General features: G+C 36.1%; 23 protein-coding genes. 2 read left to right on the plus strand and 21 right to left on the minus strand.

All coding sequences use genetic code 11. The features are described 5' to 3' along the window. Window positions 1-2: 2 nt before the first annotated feature. The 6 genes from AAEU31_RS17235 to AAEU31_RS17260 form a co-directional block, all read right to left on the minus strand. Entirely contained in the window at window positions 3-1142 is a 1140-nt protein-coding gene (locus tag AAEU31_RS17235; protein WP_235383145.1) for a glycosyltransferase family 4 protein, read from the minus strand. 143 nt (window positions 1143-1285) lie between these two features. Beyond that, entirely contained in the window at window positions 1286-2551 is a 1266-nt protein-coding gene (locus tag AAEU31_RS17240; protein WP_138558741.1) for an O-antigen ligase family protein, read from the minus strand. Between the two features lie 3 nt (window positions 2552-2554). Beyond that, entirely contained in the window at window positions 2555-3502 is a 948-nt protein-coding gene (locus AAEU31_RS17245) for a Wzz/FepE/Etk N-terminal domain-containing protein (protein ID WP_421967865.1), read from the minus strand. 50 nt (window positions 3503-3552) lie between these two features. Continuing rightward, a complete protein-coding gene (gene wecA / locus AAEU31_RS17250; RefSeq protein WP_253039898.1) occupies window positions 3553-4617 on the minus strand; it encodes a UDP-N-acetylglucosamine--undecaprenyl-phosphate N-acetylglucosaminephosphotransferase in 1065 nt (354 codons plus the stop codon). 452 nt (window positions 4618-5069) lie between these two features. After that, window positions 5070-6542: a hypothetical protein gene (locus AAEU31_RS17255; RefSeq protein WP_421967866.1), complete on the minus strand. Its 1473-nt coding sequence runs from the start codon at window positions 6540-6542 to the stop codon at window positions 5070-5072. Between the two features lie 145 nt (window positions 6543-6687). Continuing rightward, window positions 6688-7836 (minus strand): polysaccharide pyruvyl transferase family protein, encoded by a 1149-nt coding sequence (locus AAEU31_RS17260; protein WP_138558745.1) that lies wholly within the window; start codon window positions 7834-7836, stop codon window positions 6688-6690. Between the two features lie 129 nt (window positions 7837-7965). Here AAEU31_RS17260 and AAEU31_RS17265 point away from each other — a divergent pair, with 129 nt between their 5' ends. Both AAEU31_RS17265 and AAEU31_RS17270 read left to right on the plus strand, forming a co-directional pair. Next, window positions 7966-9297: a flippase gene (locus tag AAEU31_RS17265; protein WP_421967867.1), complete on the plus strand. Its 1332-nt coding sequence runs from the start codon at window positions 7966-7968 to the stop codon at window positions 9295-9297. Beyond that, entirely contained in the window at window positions 9269-10156 is an 888-nt protein-coding gene (locus tag AAEU31_RS17270; RefSeq protein ID WP_421967868.1) for a hypothetical protein, read from the plus strand. Before AAEU31_RS17265 ends, AAEU31_RS17270 begins: the two co-directional genes overlap by 29 nt. Before the next feature lie 62 nt (window positions 10157-10218). Here the strand turns inward: AAEU31_RS17270 and AAEU31_RS17275 are convergent, their stop codons facing one another. The 15 genes from AAEU31_RS17275 to AAEU31_RS17345 all read right to left on the minus strand — a co-directional run bounded on the left by AAEU31_RS17275 (window position 10219) and on the right by AAEU31_RS17345 (window position 26583). After that, window positions 10219-10803 carry a hypothetical protein gene (locus tag AAEU31_RS17275; RefSeq protein WP_421967869.1) on the minus strand — a complete coding sequence of 195 codons (585 nt, stop codon included), beginning with the start codon at window positions 10801-10803 and terminating at the stop codon, window positions 10219-10221. A 253-nt stretch (window positions 10804-11056) separates the two neighbouring features. Next, entirely contained in the window at window positions 11057-12487 is a 1431-nt protein-coding gene (locus tag AAEU31_RS17280; protein WP_421967870.1) for a Slr4 family S-layer protein, read from the minus strand. Between the two features lie 474 nt (window positions 12488-12961). Next, entirely contained in the window at window positions 12962-15043 is a 2082-nt protein-coding gene (locus AAEU31_RS17285; protein ID WP_421967871.1) for a secretin GspD/PilQ domain-containing protein, read from the minus strand. Continuing rightward, window positions 15036-15503: a hypothetical protein gene (locus AAEU31_RS17290; protein ID WP_135923345.1), complete on the minus strand. Its 468-nt coding sequence runs from the start codon at window positions 15501-15503 to the stop codon at window positions 15036-15038. Before AAEU31_RS17290 ends, AAEU31_RS17285 begins: the two co-directional genes overlap by 8 nt. Further along, window positions 15500-16063 (minus strand): hypothetical protein, encoded by a 564-nt coding sequence (locus AAEU31_RS17295; protein ID WP_421967872.1) that lies wholly within the window; start codon window positions 16061-16063, stop codon window positions 15500-15502. The genes AAEU31_RS17290 and AAEU31_RS17295 overlap by 4 nt, the downstream gene beginning before the upstream one ends. Continuing rightward, window positions 16053-17159 carry a hypothetical protein gene (locus tag AAEU31_RS17300; protein ID WP_135923343.1) on the minus strand — a complete coding sequence of 369 codons (1107 nt, stop codon included), beginning with the start codon at window positions 17157-17159 and terminating at the stop codon, window positions 16053-16055. Before AAEU31_RS17300 ends, AAEU31_RS17295 begins: the two co-directional genes overlap by 11 nt. Next, entirely contained in the window at window positions 17146-18045 is a 900-nt protein-coding gene (locus AAEU31_RS17305; protein WP_421967873.1) for a type II secretion system minor pseudopilin, read from the minus strand. The genes AAEU31_RS17300 and AAEU31_RS17305 overlap by 14 nt, the downstream gene beginning before the upstream one ends. Further along, the gene (locus tag AAEU31_RS17310; RefSeq protein WP_421967874.1) at window positions 18045-18749 is read right to left on the minus strand and encodes a prepilin-type N-terminal cleavage/methylation domain-containing protein; all 705 of its coding nucleotides are present in this window, start codon (window positions 18747-18749) and stop codon (window positions 18045-18047) included. Before AAEU31_RS17310 ends, AAEU31_RS17305 begins: the two co-directional genes overlap by 1 nt. Then, window positions 18743-19150 carry a type II secretion system protein gene (locus tag AAEU31_RS17315; protein WP_135923340.1) on the minus strand — a complete coding sequence of 136 codons (408 nt, stop codon included), beginning with the start codon at window positions 19148-19150 and terminating at the stop codon, window positions 18743-18745. Before AAEU31_RS17315 ends, AAEU31_RS17310 begins: the two co-directional genes overlap by 7 nt. Continuing rightward, a complete protein-coding gene (locus AAEU31_RS17320; protein ID WP_135923339.1) occupies window positions 19143-19544 on the minus strand; it encodes a type II secretion system protein in 402 nt (133 codons plus the stop codon). Before AAEU31_RS17320 ends, AAEU31_RS17315 begins: the two co-directional genes overlap by 8 nt. After that, window positions 19528-20727, minus strand: coding sequence for a type II secretion system F family protein (locus tag AAEU31_RS17325; protein WP_135923338.1), 1200 nt, complete (start codon window positions 20725-20727; stop codon window positions 19528-19530). Before AAEU31_RS17325 ends, AAEU31_RS17320 begins: the two co-directional genes overlap by 17 nt. Further along, window positions 20727-22382 carry a GspE/PulE family protein gene (locus AAEU31_RS17330; protein ID WP_135926223.1) on the minus strand — a complete coding sequence of 552 codons (1656 nt, stop codon included), beginning with the start codon at window positions 22380-22382 and terminating at the stop codon, window positions 20727-20729. The genes AAEU31_RS17325 and AAEU31_RS17330 overlap by 1 nt, the downstream gene beginning before the upstream one ends. Next, the gene (gspG, locus tag AAEU31_RS17335; RefSeq protein WP_135923337.1) at window positions 22382-22777 is read right to left on the minus strand and encodes a type II secretion system major pseudopilin GspG; all 396 of its coding nucleotides are present in this window, start codon (window positions 22775-22777) and stop codon (window positions 22382-22384) included. The genes AAEU31_RS17330 and gspG overlap by 1 nt, the downstream gene beginning before the upstream one ends. A gap of 75 nt (window positions 22778-22852) precedes the next feature. Further along, window positions 22853-23887: a nitroreductase family protein gene (locus AAEU31_RS17340; protein WP_421967875.1), complete on the minus strand. Its 1035-nt coding sequence runs from the start codon at window positions 23885-23887 to the stop codon at window positions 22853-22855. Between the two features lie 14 nt (window positions 23888-23901). Then, entirely contained in the window at window positions 23902-26583 is a 2682-nt protein-coding gene (locus tag AAEU31_RS17345) for an SLBB domain-containing protein (RefSeq protein ID WP_421967876.1), read from the minus strand. Window positions 26584-26586: the final 3 nt, after the last annotated feature.

A 26586-nucleotide genomic window follows, 5' to 3' on the forward strand; every position in this document is an offset into this window, starting at 1 on the left:
TATTAATCTAGCTTAGCGCTAAGCTCTTGTTCTGAGGTTTTGCGAATATCGATCGCAACCATTGACTGATGAGCACTCCATGCAATTTTTTCAAATAGTTCTCTATTTTCTATAAGTTCATTAACTAGAGAACAATATTCATCCATATCATATGGTTTGGCTAGTAAGCCCGTTTTATTGTGCTCTATAAACTCAGGGATAGCACAAGTAGAAAAAGATACTGTAGGTAATCCTGAAGACATAGCTTCACACATAGATACCCCTTGGGCATCCATTCTAGTAACACCTAAATATATACCAGCCTGTTGATGCACAGATGGAATTTCTACAGGTTGTAAAAAACGAGAGTTTAATGTAAGTCTGTCTGATAAATTTTGCTCTGAAATTACTGACTTAATTTTATCCTCATCTGGGCCTTTGCCGTAAAGTGCGGTTTGAATATTTCCAGGCATACGACGTGCTGTTTCTAACACTAAATCAACTGCATATTTTCCTCGGTAATTTAGAGGTCTAATACTAAGAAGCTTTTCTCTATCAGCCCAACGCTCAGTAAATTTGAAGTTTTCAGTATCAATACCATTTGCTATAACCAATGACTTTTGGCGTAAGTCTACTCCGGTATTATTTATTGCTTCTTGTAGCATCCAATCTGAAGGCGTTATAAATTTTGCTGGTATATCTGACTCAACAAATTCTGCTAAGGTTTTTTGCATCTTTTTGATCAAATAACAATCACGATATAGCCAGCGAGCTATACTCTTAGGAGCTAACCAAGATATATCATCACGTCTATCATTCCAGATTGTTTGCACTTCAACACCATGTATGAAGAACAAAGTAGGTAGCTTATGATCAAGCACGTATCGATAAAGCACACTTGCATCAATTGCCTTTGAAAAGCGATGCAATAATAAGTGAATCATGACGCGATCAACGTTCGCAAGATATTTTATTAACTTGTTTACAGGGCCAAGAATTACATTTACACCATCTATTGTGTATTTTTCTTCTTTTTCACTTGGCACAAGCGCTGTTACGGTGTGTCCTTGAGCAATATATTGTTTTGAGCGAGTATGTACAAACATATGGCTGTAAGGGCTATCTGTTGATGGATAACGCCCAGTCAGAACAACTAGATTCATCTTTTAATCCTAAACTTATTTATATCTAATTGAAGTAACGTTACCTACTTCAAAAATAATCATATCCATCACTGTTACTTTAATGGTTGTGATAGCAAAAATGAATTATAACACCTTAAGAAAATAAAATTAGAAACTTGGTTTCATAACTTTTGCTTTTCAGTGTTATTAATAGAGCCAAGCATGACTCCCATTAAAATTCCTACCGTTCCAGAGCCCCAAATATGCCCACTTAGCTGCGAAAGAATTAACAAAATGAAGCTTGCTAAAAAAACAAAGGGAGCGAAATAATTAGTCCTGGATAATGTCTGTTGATGAGCCTTGTAAAAAGTATAAACATAAAAGCTTAATACAAATAAGAAGCTAAATATGCCAAAGAAAATAAATACATCTACCCCATCAACCTCAGTCGTAGCTGAACCATCGACTCGTTTCAATGAAATAGCCTCACCTTGACCAAATAGCTGCTCAAAGAGGTTGCTATTTTGTTGAACTATTTCAAAATTTTGTGCAACCATAACTTCACGACCAGACAGTAACATTCCAAGCAAGCCACCCTTGTTATAAAGCCAAATAAAGCGGTCATATAGTCCTAAAGTTTGCAGAAGATCAATGATCATAATTACAATTGCTATTATTAATATTATGATCGGTGCAAAAATTTTTAACTTTAATAGGGTTAAGCGATAAAGCCTCTCTCGCTCATTAACAATTGGCACTAGAAATACAATAATTATTGCTGCAAGAATTGTGGTTTTGGTAGATACAGTAACACCACAAAAGATTGTAAAAAATGATAGCAATACATACCAAAAGATACCTCGCTCATTCCAGAATCTATGAAGCATATAGGTATAAGCTACAAGAAAGGCCCCACCTAGCTCATTACCCGCCATTATCACCCCTGTTGTACCTGCGGTAGTCCCATTACCAAAATCGTAAGTGCTTTTACCAAAACCAAGCACCCCAAGCATGAAGTTCATGCTTAGGATGAAAAAACAGCAAGTTAAAATTTTATGAGTACTTTCAATAGCAAACTTGGGCTGCTTCTTGTACCACTCTCGGTATAAGAAGAAAATGCAGATTGGCATTAGTATTTTTATCGCAGTTGAGAAATCAGCTATAAAAAAATCTGCACGTGCATGGTCCAGAAACTGAAAGAATGGACCGACAAACATGATAAGAATAAATAATAGCAATAAATTGAATAGGTTAATATTACTTCGGGCAATTAAAGCTAATATCAAAATTAGCAGAGGCATTTTATAAATTAATGATGCTTTAATATCTACACCAAGATAAATGATTGAAAAACCAGAAAGCATATCAGCTAAAATATAAAAAGACATCATCATAACTGCCAGTTCTGACAAAAAGTTATGATAGCTTCCGAGTGTTATATCCTTCATTTTCTAACCGTTTAGCTGTTGCTGACGCTTTTTCGAAAATCCCATAATAAGTGACACAACACAGGCAAAAAAACCACTAAAAATAAAGCCTATAATGCATAATAATGCGCGACTCGGTGCAGATTTCTCTTCTGGTACAATAACCTCTGCGACAGTCTCAAACATAGATTCGTCTGTTGCTTGAGCTAATAAGTTAGATTTCGTTTGTTCAGCAATCAAAGTAAAAAAGACCTCTTTGATTTCTGCCACTTGAGTTTTATCGGCCTTACTCGTTAGTAAATCAATATGGCGCTTAGTTTCATCTAGCTTTTTTTGCTTCCAAAACTCGTTCATATCTTTAACTAAAAGCTCTAACCATTCAGCAGCAAGTTTAGGAGAATAATAAACTAAAGAGATTTTCACTAATCCCTTTTTTGACTCATATTCTACATTGATGCTTTTTTTAAGATATTCGTATGCTTCCCATGAGGTAGGAATTACGTTTTTTCCCGGAGGTGCTTCTCTAACCCACTTTTTTTGTTGTGGGTCATAGAGCTCATGATTATAAACAAGCTTGTCTGACTGTTCATCCCACTTAGTCACTGCTAACAAAGGCACAACTAAGTCATGCTTTTCAATGAAAGACTGCAAAAAGTAACGCGAGGATAATAGCTCTATCGCAACATCCGTTTTACTTTCGCCACTGCCGCCAAGGTTAACACCTGCTAAGCTTGCTAAACCACCAAATTGACCAGCTAACTTTGCTAAACCACCCGCACCGCCATCAGATTTAGGCATGTAAATTCCTCTGGCAGTATATACATTAGGTTTATTAATTGCGTAAAAGACAGTGGCTACTGAACATAACAGAGTAAACAAAACGATAAAGATTTTGTAGTTCCACAAGATCTCAAAAAGGTGAGAAAGCTTAATTTCATCGTTTTGATTCGTTTCGTGTTTTACTGAGCTCAAAATTTACTTCCATTTAGTTCAAAAGGTTATTAATGAAGTGAAGTGCCACTTTATTTACTATTTATTTTTTTTATAAATTTTCTAACGTGAACACTGATGCGCCATATTCTTAACATACAAAAATAATATGCCAGCGTTAAGGCTATGAATAAATAAAACATTATATAATCAGGCACTTGGTATATATGTGCAATAATACCAACCGCAGCTAACAAAGCAGAAGCTGTACATATCACAAACAGCGCTTGTCGACTCGAAAAACCCAACCTTAGCAATATATGATGAAGGTGCTCACGATCAGGTTGAAATGGTGACTGTCCTTTTCTAACTCGTCTTGCAATAGTAGATACCGCATCGATAATTGGCACAGCAGCAAGCCACAATGCTGTTACAGCACTAAAAGCTGAATTTTGTTCTGGCTGAGAACCTTCCAATAAAAGCCAAATAACAGTAAAACCTATAACGGTACTACCTGCATCACCCATAAAAACTTTAAATCGTTGCCCTAGAGGGAAGCCTAGATTCATTAAAATATAAGGAATTGTTGTAACAACAATCACTGTGCTAAAAACAGCCAGAGACTTTTGATTATTCAAATAAAATAGGATTGCCAAAGATGTGAAAGTAACGGTTGCCAACGCCCCCAAAAGCCCGTCAATGCCATCTACCATATTAAAAGCATTTATTGCTCCTACAACCGCAACAACTGTAAAAAGATAACAGAAGTAAGAAAACTCTAAATCAAATGGACCTATTAACTGTCCTGCATTATTCAACGTTAGCTCACCAACAAACATCATTAAACATGAAATGACTACTTGAATTACAAGTCGAACTCGAAAGCTAATATCGAATAAATCATCAAGAACACCAACAATTAACAGTGTTCCGGCACAGAATAGGTATAAAGCTGATGAAGAGATTGTTTCAGAAAAAACAATTAAATAACTGAATACAACAATGAAAATAGCAAGTCCACCAACTAATGGAACCGCACCAGTATGATGTTTTCTTTCATTAGGCTGGTCAACTAAGTTTATGTAGATTGCAAACTTTCTAAAAACGAAAAGGCTCATGAATGAACACAAAAATAGTCCTAAGATATCAAGTATCACAAAAATTAGCCTTATTAAACATAAATAAACTTAATACGCCCAACGACGATCCAAAACGTGTTGATTATACGCGGTTTGCACAAAAAGAAAAATTAAAAAAGAATAAAAAGCATATCTTCAAAAAAAATAACATACTGATATATATAGAAAAATCAAATAATGAACATAAAAATTACATTTACCACCAAATTCCTTACATTTGATTACAATAACAATTGGTTTACAAACAGCTATTGTAACAAATTAAAACGGAGAGTATTAATGCTCAACATTCAACGATTTGCCTATCTACTCATTGTTGCTAAACATTTTCTTTAAATAAAATGAGCCAAAACACAACCTGACCTGCCGCTACAGTTAGTATAATAGCACTTATCTTAAAACATGTAGCGGCACTGTAATATTGTAACAATTGGGAATAACAAATTTGTGCATTATGCACTTAGTTAAAGTTACTTTTTATTAGAAGTTGAATAATTTTGGAAGCCTGGAACAAAATGAATTAGTAAACGATATAACAAGGCAAGCTTGGGCATCATAAAACTGGGAGTATTAAGACTATATCCATTTTCAAATTTCTTTGTTTTATAGTTCAAGTCAACTTCTTTCCATATCTTTTTTATATTTTTAAAAGAAACCGCATCATGATAGTTCTGTGCTGCAAAAATAGATTGAAGTGAAGGATGCATAAAAACTGGTATTACTTCTTTAAAACAACCATTTATACTTAATGCACCTCTTGATATATACCTGCGTCCCCTAGCGAAAAATGCCTCATACAAAATTACTTTGTTATAATCTGAAAGATTAAGATCTTGTGTTTCGCAACAAAAACTTTCATATAAAGCTGTAAACTCTTCTTTGTTCAAGTTAGAGTAACGTCTTTTAAGCAATTGCTTCGCATTGAATGGTAAAATTTTATATAACGAAGGAAAAAAGCGGTACAGCTCTCCTAAAACTCCGGGGAAATAAAGATAAGTCCCTCGTTGAAATACATCCCCTAGATAGCCATCAAAGAAGAAATCAGATTCTTTGGTTAGTTTGAATGCTGTATGATATGCATTTATAAATTGTGCGTCATTATACTGCTCTGGTGACTCCACTAAATCTGAAAAAACCTGAGCCTCTGTTTCAGATGCTGGGTTCAGATCAAATTCAAATTCATGAAAATTATCAAAATCACCTTTAAACTGCCTTGCAATTGGTCTATCCGCACTACTCTCGGGACCATAACAGTATCCACTTTTCATTTTACTTTGACTAAGAATTAACCGTGAGTCAAAACCACCTGATAAAGCCAAACTTCTACTTTCTTCTGGTATTTTATCAATTAAACTTCTTGTCATGCTTGGTATGCATTCAAGGCTACTTTGAGTTGTTCTAATTATTTCTGATATTTTTTTTTGTTTAACAATCTCACCACTACTTAATGCAACGATAGCTCCAAGAGGTAAGCAGGTTACTTTTTGATATTTAGTGCAAGACCCAAACAAATGCCCTCTTTTACTTAAAAAGGACTCATGTAAAGTTGATACTTTTAACTGAGCACTATCTTCAATTGCTTTTATTGTTGGAGCGATAATAATTTCGCTTTCATTTATATGTAAGTAGTGAAAATTTAAGCCAAAATTGTCTTGAAAGAAGTAGCTTTCGTCACTTGAATAGAAAACACCTGAATACACACCAAATTCAATATTATCTAGAGCTTGAAAACCAACTTTTTCAAGATCATTTGAAAGATCTTCTATGTTATTTAGTTTTCCATCATATATAAACCAACCTACCATATTTAAGTTGTTAGCTGATAACTCAAAGTCTTGCTTATATACGGCAATACATTGGTCACTTATTTGTTTTGAAGATAGTGACTCTTGGAATACTTGTGGAATATTTGGAGGGCAAGTATTTATATAAAACCCTTTCATTTATTAATCCTAAAAATTTAAGTAAGGAACAAAGCTACACAAACAGGTAAAAAGAATGCATAGCATCTAATTTAACAGTAAATGCTCAAGATTGACTAATTTCCATATGACAACTTAACTAGCTCTTGAAGTAGTAAGTAAGCAATTACTTTAAAATATCAAATACTTGCAACCACATTTTTTCACTTTTTTGCTTATATGAAATAATGTACTTTTCTAGGCCACTTTTTTTCTGTTCTAATTGCTTTAAAGTTATGTTAAGTAAAGTACTTAGCTGCTCATTTGTAATGCCTGAGGCTATTAGCATATCCGAAACTTCATACTCATTAAAAAGCTCTTGATATTTATGACTCCAACCGGTTGCAATACATGGAACTCCTTGCGATAAAGAGCTTACACAGCCATGAAACCTTGAGGAAATTACTAACTTCCCATTTGATATTAAATATTTTACTCCTTTTGCATCTTTAGGCTCAATCACTTCGCATGGCTTAGCAATTAATTGATTAATTTCATCGCACAGGATGGCATCTTCAAAACCACTATGATTGACGATTATAACTTTTTCGTTAGCTTCTTGAGCTTTATTAACTAAAAATGCCAGCGTCTCTACGTAATGCTCACGCCACCAGTCATCTTTATTTTTATTACTCTGCATTTTCGAGTTTGGAATGATAATTATATGATCTTTATATTTTGTATATTCGCTCAGCTCAGTTGGAATAAGTAAATTTGTAAAATCAGGTGCTTGAGCTATGTGGCTAGACTCGCTAACAAGGTCCATTACATGCTTATAAGAAGGCTCCTCTCTAGCAAATACCAAGCTGGCATTTTTGAAAGCTTTTTTTGCGCTAAGCCTATTGCTCTTTCGTGTAAAGGGCCCTAATGATTGCGGCATGAATATGTAATGTTTACGCTTTTTTTTAAATCTCGATACTTCATTTGCGACTTGCTTAATAATTACATCAGACCATTGGTCACCATAACTAAATCCTGATGCATCTAATACAACATCAACATCCGCTTCTGTCACAATACCAAAACGGTTTTTAAAATAATTAAGAATAAAACGAGGAAAAAAATAAAAAACACCATTTAGATCAATGATATTTTTTCTTAAGTTAATCTTTTGATAAGCGCCAACTCTAGCTCGATTTTTATAAGGCGAATTTTTATTATGTGCTAGGCAAATATCAGCACTAGGCAATTCTTTTGCAAGCTGAGAAATAATTGAGGCAAGCATTAATTCTGCCCCTTTATTGACAAATTGAACACCTTTAATCTCTATCAACACTATTGGTTTCCAGCCATATAAAAGAAAAGTCAGTTAGCATATACATCAATGAATATGCATTCAAGCGTTCTGTGCAATTTCTATATTTTACGATAAGATACGCGTTTAACTTAACGATGAAAGCGTGTGATGAGTTCAAACGTTAAAAATTCGCTATTTTTGATCTTAGAAAAGGTAGTTTTACTAGGACTCAGCTTTTTTAATAGTGTACTGCTAGCCCGTATAGCAGGACCTACTTTTTTTGGCGACTTTTCGTATATTATTTCATTTGCAGGTCTTTTTAGCCCTCTTTGTATTATGGGTTTAAATAATGTTGTTACTAAGTATGTGGTGAAGCACCCCAAAAATAGTCATTACTACATAAAATCAGCATTGCGTATACGCTTACTCGGCGCTTGCTTTTCTGTTTTAGTGACTACTCTCATTTGCCTGCACTTTTTAGATATCGCTAATGAGCAATCAAAGCTCATTATCCTTCTTGTTGCTATGCAAGGTTTTACTTTTTTATACGTACTAGAATTTTTTTATATTGCAAAAAAACAAGTTACTACACTTGTCCGAGTCCGCTTAATCATAATTACTTTCATCAATGTCGCGAAACTTGTCGCTATACTTAACTCTGCCAGCCTGCAAGGCTTAGTTCTTCTTCAAGGTTTAGAAAGTGTTTTTATTGGCTGTTGCTATTACTTTATTTATATTTCTCAAGGGCACCACAAAGAAATAAAACGAAAAGCAAGGTTAAGTGCTCACCTCGCTCTATATAAAAAAGGTCAATGGCTTCTATTTTCTGGAATTGCTGCTGCACTTTATTTAAAAGTCGATCAAATAATGCTCGCGCAGTTGGTTAACACAGAAGCTGTCGCTTATTATGCTGCGGCCGCTAAACTATCGGAGTTTTGGTATGTTTTCCCTGTATTAATTGCAAACGTATATACAGCTCAGTTAAGTCACACGAGATTTAAGGCTTACCATGCCTACGAAGTCACTCTACAACAATTGATTGTTGTACTTACATTAATAGCACTAACATTGAGCATTTTTCTTTGGTTCTTTTCCAAACAATTAATAACACTAATTTATGGCGAATCATATCGTGCTAGTGCAGCTATTCTGAGTATCCATATATTTGCTAGCGTCTTTATTTTTCAGAGGGCTGTTCTTTCCAAATGGCTCATTATAGAAAAACTTTATAAATATAGTTTGGTGTCAAATGTTGCTGGCGCTGTAATTAATGTGTTACTCAATTTGGTTTTAATTCCAAAATACCATGGAATAGGTGCTGCTTGGGCAACACTTATCTCTTATATGGTAGCAAGCTATGGCTTTTTGTTTATAAATAACAAAACCCGCAGTTATGCCAAAATACTTCACCAATCGATGCTAAATTCACCCTTTATCTTAATAAAGTTAGCCCAAAATTTAAAAGTACATTATGAAAAGCACTATAAAAAAACTAATTAACCAATTTGGTTATGACCTTACTTTGAGACGCATTGCAAAAAGTTCCGATACTCAGTCAAAGTCAATTTGCTTTATACATATTCCTAAGTCAGGTGGTATATCGATTGATTTAGCCCTTCGAGAACAGTTTGCTGTAGCTGGCCAACCAAGATTTAGCCGCGAGGGTGCTATTGCGATGAGCCTAGCAGGCATGAACCGTGAAATAAACGATCTAGATAGTATTAGTGAATTTAGCGACCACCATGCGAAGCAATTATCTGGTTTACTTGCTTACCACCTAGCGCAGAACTGGCAATACATAAGTGGGCATGTAACCACCAACAAACAATTGTTGGATCAGTTTGCAAAACAATATCATTTTCTTACCGTATTACGTGAACCTGTAAGCCGTTTTAAATCTAACTATGTTTATAATAAATTGACTAACTCTTTACCTATCATGTCGCCTAACAACCTTTCTACTGATAACCTTACTCAAGAAGTAGATGCTATATTATCTCACCGACGCGGGTGGCAAATGGCTAATGTAACGAGCATGTGTGTAACAGGCCGATTTGCTTCAGATGAAGCAGATGCGAAAGCTATTCAAGCTGAATTTATTGCAAACCTGGCAAGCTATAATTTGGTCGGTTTTCTTGATGAGCTAGATAAATTTAGCCAAGGAGTTAAATCGCTTACAGGTAAAGCAATACATATTGGTAACCACAACACCACTGAAAGTCATTTAGAAAGCAATAAACAAATAGTAAAAAGCACTCTTCAAAATTATTTAAATGAGCCACATATTGAACAAAGAATTAAACATCTATGTCGCTTTGAAACAGAGAATTACTTACGAGCAAAAGAGATCTACAGTTAGATTAGGTATAAAATTAAGGTAGACGCTTAGCTTTATCACGTCTACCTATAAAAAGATTCACTTTATAAGCTGAATGATTTAACTAAATTGGTGTACTCTTCTTTAATTTCATCCGCCACTCTTTCATTTCCACTCACTGAAATAATAACAACCTGATTGTTACTTTTATCTAACACCGCTAAGTTATGGATAATTTGTTTATTCTTATTTATAGTTCCAGTGAAGCTATATTCCATATTTTCAAGGTCACCTTCGTAGACAGCATCATCCTGACCCACACGAGTAAATTGTAAGTCTTTAAAGCCTGAGTTAATTAAGCCTTGTAAGGCATTTTTCACAAAGCCTTGCCATTCTTCTTTTGAACCTGTGTACTTTTGACCTACGAGTTGCTGACAGGTTACATTACTCGCAATGTTCGCAGCTTTAATTTGTTTAATCGAAACAAACTGTTTTAAGTTTAAGTCTACACCGGTACTGATATTTAATGTTTGCTGTTTTTCTTTTGGCTCTGATGAAAACTTAATATCAAAGTTACAAGCTTCACTTCCTTGCTGTGACTGAATTAATGGCGTTGATGCTTGTAAAAAGCTTGAGTGGATCCCTGCAAAAAATAAGCTTGATGCTAAAAATACTGTTTTAAATTTCATGCTTTACCTTTATTTAATTTACTTAAGACAACAACTTTTCTGTCAACTGAAATTACAGCTTCAAGATATTTTAGTTACCTTCACCGTTTGCTGCAATGCTCAATTAGATCCTAGAAAAATTTAAGTGTCTTAAATGGACACAATTTTACAACTTTTGTTCCTAATAATTTTTTAATCGTTGTCTTTATATAAATTTAATTATAAAAAAACCCGGCCTAAGCCGGGTTTTTACAAAGTAGTTTACTAACTAATATTAGTTACCACGTTGTTGTGAAGTAGAAACTTCTGTACGACCTTTGTCGTTTTGGCTAACTGCGTAAGCGTTTACGTCGCCTTTATCTGCGTCGATGTTGAAAGTAACGCTTAGTTTAGTAGCAACACCTTTAAGACCAAATAGAGTATCCATTGCTGGCTCAGAGATCTTAGTTACAGTGTTAGCAGCTAGTTTAGCACCAAGGTTCATTGGGCCGTACTCTTTACCGTTGTTATCGATAGCAGTAACGATAACATCTACTTCTTTATCCGTTTCGTTAGCGAAGTGGATGAAAGTATCAGTGTTAGGAGCATTTACCGGAAGGTAAGGAACATTGATGATAGTTGCGTCAACAGCCCACTCACCAGCAGCTACTTTAGAAAACGCGCTGTAACCACCAGTAGGTAGTGTAACACCTGCGTTAGTTACGCTAGTAACTGTTACAGAAGCATCAACATCACCAGTTACTGGGATATCAGTAGTGCTTTGATTTTGGAAAGTGATAGTATTTACATACTTATCTTTCTCACCTGCAGCAGTTGCAGAACCATCTTGGTAAGCGTATGCATCGTTTACAGCAATAGCAACTGGAGTAGTACCAGTGCTCATTACTACTGAATCAGCGTCAGTACCTAAATCACCAGCAGCGATTGGTGATACAACACCTTTGAAGTTACCGTTGAAACGGATGTTTGCTTCAACACCTGTTAATGCAAGACCTAAAGACTCATCGTTTTCAAATGTGTATTTAACAGTGTCTGTATCTACTGCAGTACCGTTAGCACCTACAAAACGAGAAAGTTGGTCACGCTTGATTAAACCGTCAAGTTTAGTGTCAACAGAGAAACCGAACTGAGTTTGCTCAGTTGCAATTACACCAGTACCTGTTTCGATTTGAGTCTTGTCAGCTTTGTTAGAAACATAGCTAAGCGTTGATGCACCTTTAACGATAACTTTGTTTACGCCAGCGCCTGGAGTTGCATCATATTGGTGATTACCTAAAACAACGCGGAACGCAGAGTTAGCTGTAAGTGGGTTACCAAGGTTAACTTTGAAAGAGATTGAATCTAGTTCACCTTTAGAAGCATCACCATTTGTAACTTTAACGTCATCAAATGTGAAGCTACCAGTACCGTAGTCAAAACCTACATCGCCAGCATAAGCCGTACCTGAACCAACACCTTGAGTTACTGCACCGCCAGTTAACGTGCCTAACTCAACATTTTTGTCGAATTTAAGCGTGATAACTGATGAAGATGGGTGATCTTTATCTACAACGATGTCAAAAGTAAGCTTACCAGCTGTTGGAGTAACTTTTAAAGCAACACCTTCAGCAGAAAGTTTAAGTGGCGTGCTTGAGATAGTTGCCGCTTGTGCACCCATTGCACCTACTACAGCAGTAGCTAAAAGCGCTTTTTTGAATAGTTTCATTATTTCCATTCTCCTAGTTTCATGAAACTGATGTATTGTTAATGAAGGCAATACACCAAGATTTTTTATTGTTCTGGCTGGAGTTTTGCCAGATCAAGCTAAATTTAAGGGTTAACAATAAACTTGTCAAGTAATTAACCTTACATGCACACTTTATGAACAAGTAAAGTATTTTCACACATTTTAGTACAATATAGAAACTAAAATAGGCATTTATTATTAGCCAACCCTCTTAATTTAATTTGTTCGTTTGCATGCTGATGGCTCAGTTTTTAAGCTTCTGAGTATTGTAACATGCAATACCAACATTTTTATGACAAAAGTTACTTAAGAAATTTTAAGTAAGCCTGTTAAAGCACGTACAGTTATAGTTTTATTACCGCTTTTTTAAATACGTAAGTTAACTTTCACTGAACATAGCTAAATTATCGTTTAACTGGTCATTTTTCAAGTAATTATTCGTTAAAAAAAACATTAAAACTTAAGATTTTCTAGACCTTTAATAAAGCTTTCTTTAACACGCTGCCAGTCTTCGGTATTTTGTACTATTTTTGGCGTAACTAAAATCACTAATTCTGTTTTATCCGTTGAGCTACTGTCCGTTCTAAAAAGGTGCCCTAACACAGGGATAGTACCAAAGAATGGCACTGATGAAGCCCCGTTAGATTTAGTTTCGCTGATCAAACCACCTAACATCACAGTCTGCCCATTACCAGCTACAACTTCTGTTTTTAATGTTCGCTCAAAAAATGCAGGGGTGCTGCTTGAGCCATCTGTATCAGATACATTTGAAATACTCTGATCAATAGTCATTATCACAGTGCCTTGAGCATTGATTGTTGGCGTTACTGTTAAATTAACACCTGTTTGGCGGTATTCAATCGTTGTTGTTTGTCTTCCAGTACTGTCAAGCGGGTCATCTGTAGTACTACCTATGGTAGGTATATCGTCACCTACGTTAATATTGGCAGAAACGCCATCACGCACCAATAATGTAGGGCGAGATAATACATTTACCAAACCATCTGTCTGAGATAAGTTAATACTTACATTACCCGGAAGCCCAACTACTGAATAGCTAAACCCGCCTTTTCCTTCAGTATTGAAACTAATATTTTCATTACGTCCTGTAGATGGTCCATTTTGAATTGCATACTGAACCCCTTTAGAGAAGCTACCCGTTAATTTAACTTCAGCAATAACGACTTCCATCATGACCTGTTTAGGCATGATATCAAGCTGTCTAATAATAGGTTGCAGCTCTTGATAATATTGACCTGTAGAGTAAAAAATCAGTGCATTCGCTCTTTCATCAACCACTAGGCGCATGTTGTCGCCTTCAACTGTCTGTACTTCATTACCACTTTGTGATTGAGAATCGGTATTGCGCGTACTCGCTGAAGAAGTTCGTTCATTTGTAGTTTGTTTTGAACGATTACTTCCACCAGAAAGGCTACCACCAACAAGAGGAGCTAAACTTGCCCCTAAATCCGAGGCGCGCGCATATTTAGGATGATAGATGTAAAAGCTTTGTTCAGCACCAGCAGCAGGTTTATCAAGCTCTTTGCGCCAAAACGCTACGCGGTCAATAATTTCATCACTGCTAGCAAAAACCACCACTTTACCCAAGTGCTCTAGAGGAACAAACTTCACACTCGCTGCATATGGGCCACCATCGGCAACTGTAATTCCTTCTTCTTTGAGTATTTCGGTTACTTTTTTGATGAAAGTTTCTGAGCTCAAATAATCAAACCCAATAAGGGCTGTTGCTTTGTTATATATTGCAGGGCTATCTAACAGCGATATTAACGAAAGCGCTCTGAGTACTTGCTCTCTTTTGCCTTCAATCGTTAATAGAGCTTGTGACGCGTCATAACTATTATTAGTATCAACTAATTGACTAATGAGGTTACGTAAGCCAGGTTGCATACCATACTGAATTGGTACAAGTTGAACTATCTGACCCGACACATTTGGTACCGCTTCTTCATTGCGACCAAACCCAAATGCTTTGTCAGTTTTAGTATTTGCATTATTAGTATGTAGATAAAAAATCCCGTCATTTTTAACAATACTGACATTGTTCTGTGACAGAATTTGCTGAACTAGTAAAAATAACTTTTTAGCGCTTAACTGTTCTTTTAAATCTAAAGTGACAGGCGTAGTGTTGCTTTTTACACTCGCTTCTAAAATATAGGATGTATCAAGCAATTCTCCGAATACATAATGAATAAAGTCATTAAGTGGCAATGCATTCACAGACACTTGAAACTGAGGGTTTTGAGAAAAAGACTTTGATAAATCGATTTCTAATGTTGTTGCCTGTCTTGAATCTGATAGTCGATTCAATCGCTCAGTTTTACCGTTTACCTGCTCTGCTTGCTCTAATTCAACAGCCTCTTCACGTTGTTCACCTTGTGGTAAATCAAGATAAGATTCTGAAACAGTTACTTTTTCTGTTTCAACACTTGAATTTGGATCTACAAGCGATGCACAGCTTGTCGCCCCTAACACCAAGCAGGTTGAAAGGGTTAAATTGTAAAGTTTATTAGCCATTGTCACTACGTTCAAAAAGTTTAAATTTAATTGTGTCGCTACCTTTTTTGATGATTATCGCTGATGCGGTAACTTTCTCTAAGAAAATACCTTTAGTAAGCTCATCTCCAACTTGTAATTTAACCAAGTTATTTTCAGTATTTTTCAATAACACAAAAGGTTTCATTTTTTGCTTAAATATACCCAGTAGTTGGTACTTCTGCCCTTCTATTTCTAAAACAGGAAATGCTGTTTTTTTCTCCTGTGGTGCACTTACCTTTTCTTCTACTTTAGGTTTTTCAATTTCTTTTTTTAACCACTGTTTTTCTACTTCTAATTCAGGTTGTTTATTACGTAAATTAATTTTACCAACTTCTTTTAGTTCATTACCTTTCCCAGAAGCCACATCCTCAGGCATATCTAATGAATTTAAAAGAACAACAACTGTTAAAGCAGATAAAAACGCTATGAGCCACTTCATAATGCAACCTCATTTGCGTTTTGCCACATTATCAAAGTAAGGGCGACAACCATATAATTTTGTTTATCCCCTGATACTTCTTTACCTGCATAAGAATAATCAGCAATTTTAACCATTGGCTCTAAGCTTTCTAATTGTCTAGATACATTCAATACACATTCCGGATTACCTCTAAATCGGGCCTCTAATGTCCAGCGTACTAATTGCTCATCAATATTATTTTTGCCTGCCCAACCTATTCGCTCAACATTGCAATTATTGATTTGCAGCAGTTTTTCTATTTTTCCTTGAGCTGTTAATTTGAACTCGGACTCTGTACTTGCAGTAAATAGATACGGCTGTAACTTCAACTTATTAATAGATAATAAACCACTTTGTTTTTCTATTTGCTTTTTATTAGCTATTAAATTTTCAACCTTAACTACTTTGGATTCATCCAAATAAACTTTTTGCTGCAACGTTTCAATATTTTTCCACATAGGATCCAATACAAAATTTGCAACAATCAAAGCCGACAAGACAAAAAGATAATTTTTATATTTTAAAAGGTTACTTTTCATTTTCACCCACTACCTTTAGCTCCATGATAAAGTAATCCCTCTTGCCTGATTTCCTGACGGGACCACTAAATTGGGCACTTTCAACCATTGGCAATTCACTTATGACCGCAAGAATACTTGAAGCTGAATCTGCAAAACCCCTGAGTGTAACATTCGATTTAGAACCAGAAAACTCCTGTATGTCCATTCCTTCTGAAATCGCTTTATATGCAATATCCCAATGGCTATGAACATTAGGGTAGAGTTCAAACTCTTGTAATACCTGTTCAACATATAGTTTATCTAGATCAATTTTTTGCTTTTGCTCCAGAAGCTCAGAGACCCCGCCTTGATAGCTTAATAGTGTTGTTTCTAGAGAGTTAGCTTTATACATATAAAAGGCATTTACTCCTGCAATGAATATCCCTGCAGAAATTAACGGCCCATAATAAAGACTATGTAAGAGCTTGTAATCTACGCTCGATTTAAAATCAAAAGCAGCAGTTTTATAAAGGCTTAAGAAAGGTGTATTCAAAATAGCTTCATTTAACAAAGATGCATAATCGTCCTGTGTAAGCGATACCTTAGCTACATCACTATGTACGCCAATACTTAAACAGAACGATTCTAATGATGATACTAAACCTTGTTTGTATGCACTTTTCGTTTTACCTTCCACTTTACTATAAAATAGATTACCGGCAGGTGTCTGTGCTTCGATAACAACCTTTTGATCTTTATAGTAGTGATTAATTAATTCAGTCTCGGGGATGAGTATATGCTTAGAAAACTCATCGGTAAGCTTTTCTGAAAAAGTAATCGTCTTTACATCGTAGCCCTCTTGCTGTTCATTTTTAGAAAAGCTTTCAATTATAAGGCTATTCGAAGTCTCTTTTTGAAGCTTTAAAATGTCTTTCAACTCTTTTAAGCTTACTGAAGGGTAAGTCTGCCATTTTTCGTTATAATTACGGCGAGAGACTATGATTACTTTTTTACTTTTGTCAGTTACCTTGAATTCACTTGCTGCCAGTAAAAATAAATTTTCGTGGTAGTAAGCAATGCTATTGAGCAACCATTTTTTATTTTTAACGTTTTGAAGTAACTCACTCAACTTCATTTTGATTCCAGATAACATTAGTAATAACAATAGGGCGAGTTAAAGAACGCGTTCTTATTTTCGCCGTAAAGCTTTTTGACACTCGTTGATTAGATTTTTTTGCTGTTAGAGTAACTTTTACACTATCGCCAGGGAGAAAGTTAATAAACTCGTCAGGCTCAATGCCTGATTCCCTGTAAAAGGTATTACCATTTAATCTTGCATTATCGCGCAGTCCAACTAAATTAGCTACCGTTGTATCATTTTTAATAAATGCCTGCAAAATTGGCTCCGGAGCGTTTGCCGGGTTAAAGCCTGTGATATGTTCAACGGTAAAATACTCACTCCATTGCTGAGGGGTTAATATATCGCTATTTCTAATGTGACTAACTTCAGCCAATGATTGCAAGTAACCATTCCTAGGACCTGGCATATCTTGCGATTCATAATATGCCCTTTCAGCTCCATTCAATCTTTTAAGGTCATTTTCATCTTTCCAATCAGCTAGCGAATCAATAAATATATCACTCTCAGATGGCGAAACATTTAACTTCATCAGAACATCTTTAAGTAGCTGTAAATCTGCAACATTCAAGCTAATTAAGCCGTTTAAGTCTTGAAGTTGGACTGAAACCCCCTCTACTTCAAAAGGTTTATTATAAAAATTCCAGTTTTTGGCGATGTCAGATTCATTTGTTACGTTTTGAATCCGAAACTGACTTAATAGCGCATTAATAACTCGAGCCTCGGTATTTTCAATTTTTATACGCAAAGACAACGCTTCCTTAATTTCGAACGTTGTAGCGACCTGTTCTCTCGAGGATTTTATTATATATAACCCAAGGGTACTTAGGACAAGAGTAATTATCAGTACCTGCACCAGAGCAATACCTCTTTGGAACTGCATTATATTTCTAACCTTAAGTAATCGATCAGAACAGAGAAAGCTTCTTCTGGTAGAGCTACAGGAAAATGACTTCGCTCTCCCTCATGCCCTTCTATTTCGAGTGTTAAGCTAATTGGTAATATACGAATATCTTCCATAACATGTTTGGCATAAAGCTGTGGCTTAGTTTGACTATTTACATTATCTTCTTTGTAGTTTCTAGAAACCTCATCTAAGCCAGACCACCCATAATAAACAAATGAGATTCTTTTTAAGTTCTCAAGCAACGTAACTTGATGTTCCCACTCAATAACATCAGATTGTTTTAACAGTAAGTTACTTCTCATTGAAGCCTCATTATATACGAGTGAATAAACTCCATCATTTTGTAGTATCTTAAATTCTACGACAGAAGCTTCATGGTTAAATAAAGGTGAAGTGCTTATAAATATGACTCTTTCTTTGTCACCTGAAAAATATTGCGCAGGCTCGTTTTTATCCGATTCAACAACGTAAGTGCTTGCTGATTCAAAGACTCGAGTAATTGCATCGAATGCAAGTGCTTGTTGGCTTTGCTGCCAAAAGTAGTTGGTTCTTGTCTGCCATTTTTGAGTGTACAAACCATAGCCAAAATATCCTGCATATAACACTAGCATCAATACACTTGTAGCTAACAAAAGCTCGATTAATGTAAAGCCAGTTTGTTTACTTTGTATTCTCACCATGTTGCAACCTTAAAAGAGAACTCTCTTTCTCGGCCTGCACTTTTAGCAAGTATATCTACATTATAAATTGAGAAACGGTTTCGCTCTGAAAAATCAGATAACTCATCTGTCGGCGGGCTATTAAAAGTTTCTCGATTTGCTTGCCAAGAGTAATAAATACCAAATAACTCCAATTCACCATCTGCTTCTGGTATGTCGCGATTTTTTACTTTACTTCGCAGATCGAATTTTATAGCAGTGATAGCTGAAGGGGTGATTTGGAAGTACTTGGCATTTTTAACTGCAATATCAGTTGATAATGTAGCACTTTTAAAAATTTCACTCGCTAAAGCTAATGCTGTAAACAAAATAATCGCCGCGATTAATACTTCAAGCAGCGTAAACCCTTTATTTTTATTCATAAGGCTTGAACATTGTATTTATTGGAAATTCACGACTAGTTTCATTCCACTTTACAGTGAAGGAGTTCGGCATAATGGCTGATTTTGTGTTTATGGTATAACTTGACTTTTCAAACTCAAGTTCTTCAAATTCAAGATTCGTGACTTGATCGGCAATACTGATTTTGAACATGCTGCCATCAAGATCAACCTTTATAGGATAGCCGCCATAATATGCCTTATAACTCAGCATTTTGAAGTAATTTTGGGTTTTTTCAAGCTCAACTAAACGAGTCTGTTGAGCAACATTCTTAACAATAACACCGCCCGTCAACCCCATTAAAACAGCCATTATTGCCATAACGACCATTAGCTCAATGAGAGAGAATCCTTTGATTTTAAAAGGGGACATCATTAATTGATACCATACTCATCAACATAGTGATTACGATACCACCAACAAAACCACCCATAAAAATAAGCATTATAGGTTCTAGCATAGTGGTCAGCTTTTTAATAATTCCTTCCAATTCAGATTTACTACGCTGAGCAACTTCTGAAAAAACTCTTGGTAAACGCCCTGTTTCTTCGCCAACTTTGATTATCGATAGAAAAAAGTCTGGAAATATGCGTGTTTTTTCTAACACATGACTCAACTGTTTACCGGTTTTTAGCTGCTTAAGTGCTAGTTTGGCATCTCGTTTTAATTCTGGATGTTTTAAAGTGTTGGCTGTCAGCTCCAGTGTTGTATCTAGCTGTAAACCAGCTTCTAACATCATTGCCATTGATTGGGAAAAACGGATACGCTCAGCCGTTAAAATTACACTTCCGATACCTGGTAAATGCGATACTTTGACATAAAACCAGTTTTTCACTTCAGGTTGCTTTAAGCCATATGTCAAACCTGTAATTGCCGCAACAATCCCACTGATAATAATCACTTGATAATCCACAAAAAAATTACTGACATTAATAATCATTTGTGTGTACCAGGGAGCTTGGCTAAGGTCAGTAAAAATACCTGACATTTTGGGGACAATGAATGTAAGCACAAAATAAACCGCCATGATACAAACAAAGAATATAACGCTAGGATAAGTTAATGCGGTGCTTATTTGAGAACGTAAATCTTTTTGAAACTTTAAGTCGTTTGATAAGCGCTGTAAAACTTCTGGTAGATTTCCTGACGTTTCACCTATTTTAAGTAGGCTAATATACAAAGGACCAAACAGCTGCTCATGCTGTGAGAACGCTTCGCTTAACGAGGCACCTTTTTTTAAAGATGCAGAAATTTGGCTTAACAAACGTGTCAATGCAGGATGACCATTTGCTTTTTTAATAATATCAATTCCGCGATCTACGCGAATTCCACTTTCTAAAAGTAGAGCTAGCTCACTCGTAAAAAACTCGAGTTGATCAAGGGTTACTTTTTGCGAGAACAGACTGCTAATACTTTTTGTATTATCAATGGGCTTAATCGATAATGCATTGAGCCCTTCTGTTAAGAGCTTTTTTTGTGCATCTGCTTGGTTAGTTGCACTAACAACACCTTGATGACGCGTGCCTTGATTATCAATCGCTTTATATTCAAACTCCATTAGCCAGCTACTCGTAGAACTTCATCAATGGTGGTTACGCCAGTAATTACTTTATACAAACCATCTTGCATTAAATTACGTCGCTTTAGCTGTGCATTATGGGCTTGCGCACGAGATATAAATTGATCGTTTTTAGGTAATTGCTTAATTTCATCATCACAACGAAGATATTCATTTATAGCGATTCGGCCTTTGAACCCAGTATGATTGCAATGCTCACAGCCTACAGCCTGTTTAATATTTAATTCACTAATTGCTGCGTTTTTAGCTACCTGCTCTAATGGATACTGAGAAAGCAATTCGCTAGTATCTTCTAAGGGCTCAGCACAGTGTTGGCATAAACGTCTAGCCAAACGTTGCGCGACAACAGAAACTAAAGCCGCATTTAGTAAAAATTCTTCGACACCTAAGTCAAGTAAACGCGTATAAGCACTTGCAGCATCATTTGTATGCACAGTACTGAATACTAAATGCCCAGTTAGTGCCGACTGCAAAGCGATACGTGCTGTTTCTGCATCACGTATCTCACCCACCATGATAATATCTGGATCTTGTCGTACTATAGAGCGCAAACCTGCGGCAAAGTTAAAACCGATATCGTTATTAACTTGTACTTGGTTAACACCCTCTAACTGATATTCAACTGGGTCTTCTAATGTAATGATTTTTACGTCTGGACGATTAAGCTCATTCAAGAATGTATAAAGTGTTGTTGTTTTACCTGAGCCTGTAGGCCCAGTTAACAAGATTACACCTGTTGTTTTACGTAAGTCTTGCTGAATTAGACTTTGTGTATCATTGGAAAGCCCAAGAACAGACATATCATAACGAATCGAGTCTTTAAGCAGGAAACGCAAAACAATACTTTCACCATCGTTCAATGGCAAAGCAGAAACACGAATATCAAGCTCTTGATTGGCTATACGTAGTTCTATTTTTCCATCCTGAGGTCGGCGCTTTTCAGCAATGTCCATTCCAGAAAGTATTTTAAGTCGAGTTGTGATAGGAAGCTGCATTTTTGGAGCTAACTTATCAACCTCATGTAAGACCCCATCAATTCGATATCTAACGCGAAATCGCCCTTGATGCGGCTCAAGATGCATATCAGAAGCACCTCTAGCTAATGCTTTAGTTATCAGTGAGTTTAAAAGGTTAACCGTAGGAGCTTCTGAAGCTAACTCTCTTAATCTTGCCTCCTCGTCACCTGTTAACTCATCTTCTTCAACACTATTCTCTGATGAACTTTGAATTTCATAAAAGAAAGTTTGAAGCTGAGCTTCTGTTGCAACCAAAATAATAACATCAACATTATGTTGCTGTATAAATTGTGCAAGTGACAAAGATAATGGATCTTTACATGCTATAGTCCATACCTCATTGGCCTCGAGTAAAACACAATCAAGCTCTTTTAACGCTCGAAGTATTTCGACATTGATGTCTTCAGGTAGTTGCCAATTTGGATAATCTTCAGCATTAAAAAGAGGGTAGCCTAATAACTTGCTGTAAAGTGGTGCTAAGTCCTCTTCTGTCAAGCAGCCCATATTAACTAAAATTTGTTCTAGCCTGCCATCATAGCGACTTTGATATGACTTAGCTTTATCTATGTCAGCCGCAGATATTTTAAATTGTTCAGCAAGTAATTGGCTTAGCTCCATCATTTATGAACTACATCCTCGTTTTCACCTTCACCACCAGGTTGGCCGTCAAGTCCATAACTCATAATGCTGTAAGGAGAGCCATTTTCACCAGGCACCTTATAGATGTACTCTTTACCCCACGGGTCTAGAGGAATGTCTTTTGGCAAATATGGTCCATCCCAATTTGCTGAGTCACTTTTTCGTAATGCTTGAAGAGATGGAGGTACAGTCCCCATGTCTAGACGGTATGTATCAATTGCTGTTTCAAACATTTGCATTTGAGCAATCGCGGTTTTAACTTTAGATGAACTTACCTTTGAAAATAATTTAGGAGCGACTAGTGAACCTAACAGCCCAAGTATGATAAGAACTATCATTAGTTCCATTAAACTGAAACCTTTATTTTTTTTCATGAGAACTCCTTAAATTTAACTTTTTCGAGTATATCAAGCGGGAAAAAAGCTGTCGATATAACGAATTAATATGTCTTAAACATGTTTTAGAATGTCTTTAGCTTGTTTTTTATCAGAATAAGGTATCATTCCTGAATTGGATGGGTAACCTACAGCAATGAACATAACAACACGCTTATATTGTGGTAAGTTGAGTAAACTAGCGACAGCCTTATCTTGATTAATTAATTCAGGCCAGTTAATAGGACAACTGCTTAACCCTAAAGTTTCAAGTGCTAACATAAACTGCATTGATGCAAGCGAACTGTCGATATATATTACATGACGGTCGCGTGAAAGTGGGTAATAAGATAAATCACCCACAACCGCAATTAAATGTGGAATGTTGTCTGCAAATCCAGCTGTTCCTCCAGGGAGATTAGCTAGCTTTTTAAGTAATGGCTGATTTGAAATAGAATAAAATTGAAAAGGCTGCCTATTACATGCGCTTGGAGCTTGTAAAGCAGCATCGATCGCTTTCTTTATTTTTTCTATTTCTACGCTTTTTGATTGAAACCAGCGTACCGACGTACGAAACTTTGTTAAGGCTAAGAAATCCTCATACTCTACTTTGTGAGGAGCTTTTTGATGGTAAGAGTATGGTTTTTTCGAGGTTGAACACAAAGTTGATAGCTGGTTAAAAGCTAAAAAGCTTTCATTAATAACAGGGTTATTTTTATCTACTACAGAAAAGTACTCCGTTATTACATCTGACGCCCACTGCAGTTCTGATTGGTCTACCTCAGAGTTACTTAGCGCAACACGATAAGCAGCAATGGTTTCACTTATATAATCAAGTGCATAAATACTTCTCCTAGGCTGCATAATTAAGCCTTTCTCTAAGCGATGTATATTTCTACGCAATAATGCACTTGATTTCCCATGCATGCCTTGCTGTCTTTTATACGCTAAACGCGCTTTCAGTATAGCTTGATGCTCATAGAAAAAATCTCGTGAGAAGAAAGTGAAATACAGTCCAGAAAGAATTGCAGATTTGCTACACAAAGGTAAAAGAGCAGCTTGAAGTTGCTCTATTACCTTTTTTAATAATTTGATTACCGTTGTTTTCATCAAATTCTAACTAATTACAGTGAGCTTATTGCTGCAACAGCTACACCCATTTGATACATAATTTGTGTTGCAGAACTCCAAAGGGTCAAATTATCAATGTAATCCGTATCGAGTGGAACAACAATTGTGTCGCCTGGTGACAGCTGGAAGTCATTGTTAACTGCAAACCAAGAGCCTGCATCAGGAACTTCAATTAAACCGCTTGCTTTGATGATATAAATACGCTCTTCATCAGCGCGCTGTTTAAGACCACCACTTCGATTTAAATAATCATCAAGTGATAGCTCATCTTGAAATAGATGAGAACCTGAGAAATTAACCTCACCAACAACATTAATGCTATTACGCTTAGAAGGAACATATAAAACATCACTATCTTCTACTTCTAAACGGCGCTTTCCATTAACGATCGAAGGTAAGTCAATAACTAGTCGGCCAACGGCTTTAACTTTAGCAAGATCTGTAAGTAAGCTATTCATATCTTGATATGATAAAGAAGCATCAGTTATTGAGCTGTTAAAACTCTTAGAGGCAATATCTCTTCTCAAGTCTTCAGATATTTTATTTAATTGCTGCTGCTGTTGTAAACGAATAGATTCTCGAGTAAAAATAGCACCTTCAGGGAATGAAAACTCAGTGAAGCCCCCTGCACGCTCAATAACACTAGATAGCGTTTCACCTTTAGCTATACTGTACACACCAGGGAACTTTACCTCACCAATAATGTTGATTTTTCGATCTTGCTGCCAATTCGGAATTGGATAAATATTGATCGTGTCTTTGCTCTTTAACTCATATTTACTGATTGAGCTTTTATCTTTTAAGCTGGATAAATCAACACCGATGTGCTCAAGTACAGAATTTTCTTTATAGCGCGTAATTTCTGCATTTTGAAGATACGCTGACTCTTTTAAGCCGCCAGCCGCAATAATTGCATCACCCACATTAGCATTTACAGGGCGAGGATAAACTCCTTCATAGAATACTTCGCCACGCACGCCAATAATTTGAAGTCCACCATCTTTTGTAGCTTGCTGATTCAACTTAGAAAGGATAGGCTTTAATAGCTTTTTACGGCTAAATACTGCGTATTCATCTTCTTTCAACTCTTCTTTGTTAGTCAACAGCTCAGTTATTGATAGCACTTCCTGCTTAGTTTCTTCAACTAAAGACTCTGCAAGCTCTTTATCCAAGGCTGTACCAAGATCAATAAACTCATAGAATTTGCGCTCTTCGTACTCATCCCAAAGCTTAATTTTTTCTTGTTGCTTTAACTGCTCTTGAGTCAACGCCATACCGGTAAGCGCATTTTCTTCATTTTTTAAAGATTGGAAGCGGCTAAATACAACCACAATATCTCGAGGTTTTAATTCTAGGTCTTCTTCTCCACTTATCGCTTTTAGAAGTGAAAATTGATGTACCTCTATATCACCACGAAGATTAATTTCTCGGACAATTAAAGAATAGTCATAATCAGCAATTGGCAATAAATCAGTTTTAAGTGAACCAAATAGTTGGCTCACTTTTTTTCCTTCATGCCAAGCATAATTGCCAGGATGAGCAACAGCACCAAGTAGGGTCACAGCGTTATCAAGCTCTTGGCTAGAAGATGGAACACGAATTACATCACCATCATTTGGTTTATACGCATTTTTATTAGATAAGTTAAGTTGCAGAACTGTTCTCGAGCTATTACCAGTATAGCGCTCTACAACTGTTTTCTGCGGATATGCAGCGGCATTAAAACCGCCAGCCATAGCTATTAAATCTTGACTAGACTCATCTTTTTTAAGCTCAAAAATGGCGGGCCTACGTACCTCACCTTTAACGCTCACCTGCATACCAACAGGTGGAATAAACACAACATCACCCGGCTTTAAAATGACATCATTACTACTATCACCTTTTATCAACAGGTTATATAAGTCGAGAGTTGTTACTGTCTTTCCTGCACGCTTTAGTTGTATATTTCGAAGAGAACCAATCTCTGATACACCACCACTCACGAATAACGCATGGGTAATTGAAGCTAATGAAGGAACAGTATAAGCACCAGGCTTGTATGCCTCACCTAAAACCATAATACGGATTGAGCGTGTTTTGCCCATTGATACAAAAGCTTCAGTACCAATAACCTCTTGTTTAACTTTAGCTTTAATAAGTTCAACTACATCACTGTATTGCATACCACTAACTGTGACTGGCTTAAGTTTATTAATTGTTAAGCGGCCTTCACGGTCTATTACAACTTCTTCTGTAGAAGATTCTTTACCAAATAAGCTAACTGAGAAAGTATCACCTGGACCAACAATATAAGAATCAGGCACTAGAGCACTTTCTGACGGTGCAAACGTGGTTGGTTCACCAGAAAAAAGTTCATAACCGAATGGTTTAAGCTTATCTTCTTCAGGTTTAAACTTATCTTCTTCTGTAATTTCTTTGTTATCTTTATTATCGTCAAACATCCCTCGAGACAAAACAGTATCAGTATTTTCATTTTCTAACTGATTCGCGTTTTGACCTGTTGAATCCAACATACTAAGATCTAAGCCATATTTCTTAGCGAGCGCTTCTTGTTGCGACTTAGGTAGCTTTTTAAATTGTTCTATTTGTTGCTTAGTTGGAGTGACTGAATGAGCCTCCGTTATGAATATAAGCGAGATAAAAAGAGCGATTACAAGTCTAAAAAACTTCACAAA

The organism is Pseudoalteromonas thalassia (assembly GCF_049257215.1).
Taxonomy (GTDB): domain Bacteria; phylum Pseudomonadota; class Gammaproteobacteria; order Enterobacterales; family Alteromonadaceae; genus Pseudoalteromonas; species Pseudoalteromonas lipolytica_C.

Bases quoted from the DNA above. Each gene is read 5' to 3' on its own strand.
- AAEU31_RS17235 (WP_235383145.1), bottom strand. From the start codon at position 1,142: ATGAATCTAGTTGTTCTGACTGGGCGTTATCCATCAACAGATAGCCCT.
- AAEU31_RS17240 (WP_138558741.1), bottom strand. From the start codon at position 2,551: ATGAAGGATATAACACTCGGAAGCTATCATAACTTTTTGTCAGAACTG.
- AAEU31_RS17255 (WP_421967866.1), bottom strand. From the start codon at position 6,542: ATGAAAGGGTTTTATATAAATACTTGCCCTCCAAATATTCCACAAGTA.
- AAEU31_RS17265 (WP_421967867.1), top strand. From the start codon at position 7,966: ATGAGTTCAAACGTTAAAAATTCGCTATTTTTGATCTTAGAAAAGGTA.
- AAEU31_RS17270 (WP_421967868.1), top strand. From the start codon at position 9,269: ATGAAAAGCACTATAAAAAAACTAATTAACCAATTTGGTTATGACCTT.
- AAEU31_RS17275 (WP_421967869.1), bottom strand. From the start codon at position 10,803: ATGAAATTTAAAACAGTATTTTTAGCATCAAGCTTATTTTTTGCAGGG.
- AAEU31_RS17280 (WP_421967870.1), bottom strand. From the start codon at position 12,487: ATGAAACTATTCAAAAAAGCGCTTTTAGCTACTGCTGTAGTAGGTGCA.
- AAEU31_RS17285 (WP_421967871.1), bottom strand. From the start codon at position 15,043: ATGGCTAATAAACTTTACAATTTAACCCTTTCAACCTGCTTGGTGTTA.
- AAEU31_RS17290 (WP_135923345.1), bottom strand. From the start codon at position 15,503: ATGAAGTGGCTCATAGCGTTTTTATCTGCTTTAACAGTTGTTGTTCTT.
- AAEU31_RS17295 (WP_421967872.1), bottom strand. From the start codon at position 16,063: ATGAAAAGTAACCTTTTAAAATATAAAAATTATCTTTTTGTCTTGTCG.
- AAEU31_RS17300 (WP_135923343.1), bottom strand. From the start codon at position 17,159: ATGAAGTTGAGTGAGTTACTTCAAAACGTTAAAAATAAAAAATGGTTG.
- AAEU31_RS17305 (WP_421967873.1), bottom strand. From the start codon at position 18,045: ATGCAGTTCCAAAGAGGTATTGCTCTGGTGCAGGTACTGATAATTACT.
- AAEU31_RS17310 (WP_421967874.1), bottom strand. From the start codon at position 18,749: ATGGTGAGAATACAAAGTAAACAAACTGGCTTTACATTAATCGAGCTT.
- AAEU31_RS17315 (WP_135923340.1), bottom strand. From the start codon at position 19,150: ATGAATAAAAATAAAGGGTTTACGCTGCTTGAAGTATTAATCGCGGCG.
- AAEU31_RS17320 (WP_135923339.1), bottom strand. From the start codon at position 19,544: ATGATGTCCCCTTTTAAAATCAAAGGATTCTCTCTCATTGAGCTAATG.
- AAEU31_RS17325 (WP_135923338.1), bottom strand. From the start codon at position 20,727: ATGGAGTTTGAATATAAAGCGATTGATAATCAAGGCACGCGTCATCAA.
- AAEU31_RS17330 (WP_135926223.1), bottom strand. From the start codon at position 22,382: ATGGAGCTAAGCCAATTACTTGCTGAACAATTTAAAATATCTGCGGCT.
- gspG (WP_135923337.1), bottom strand. From the start codon at position 22,777: ATGAAAAAAAATAAAGGTTTCAGTTTAATGGAACTAATGATAGTTCTT.
- AAEU31_RS17340 (WP_421967875.1), bottom strand. From the start codon at position 23,887: ATGAAAACAACGGTAATCAAATTATTAAAAAAGGTAATAGAGCAACTT.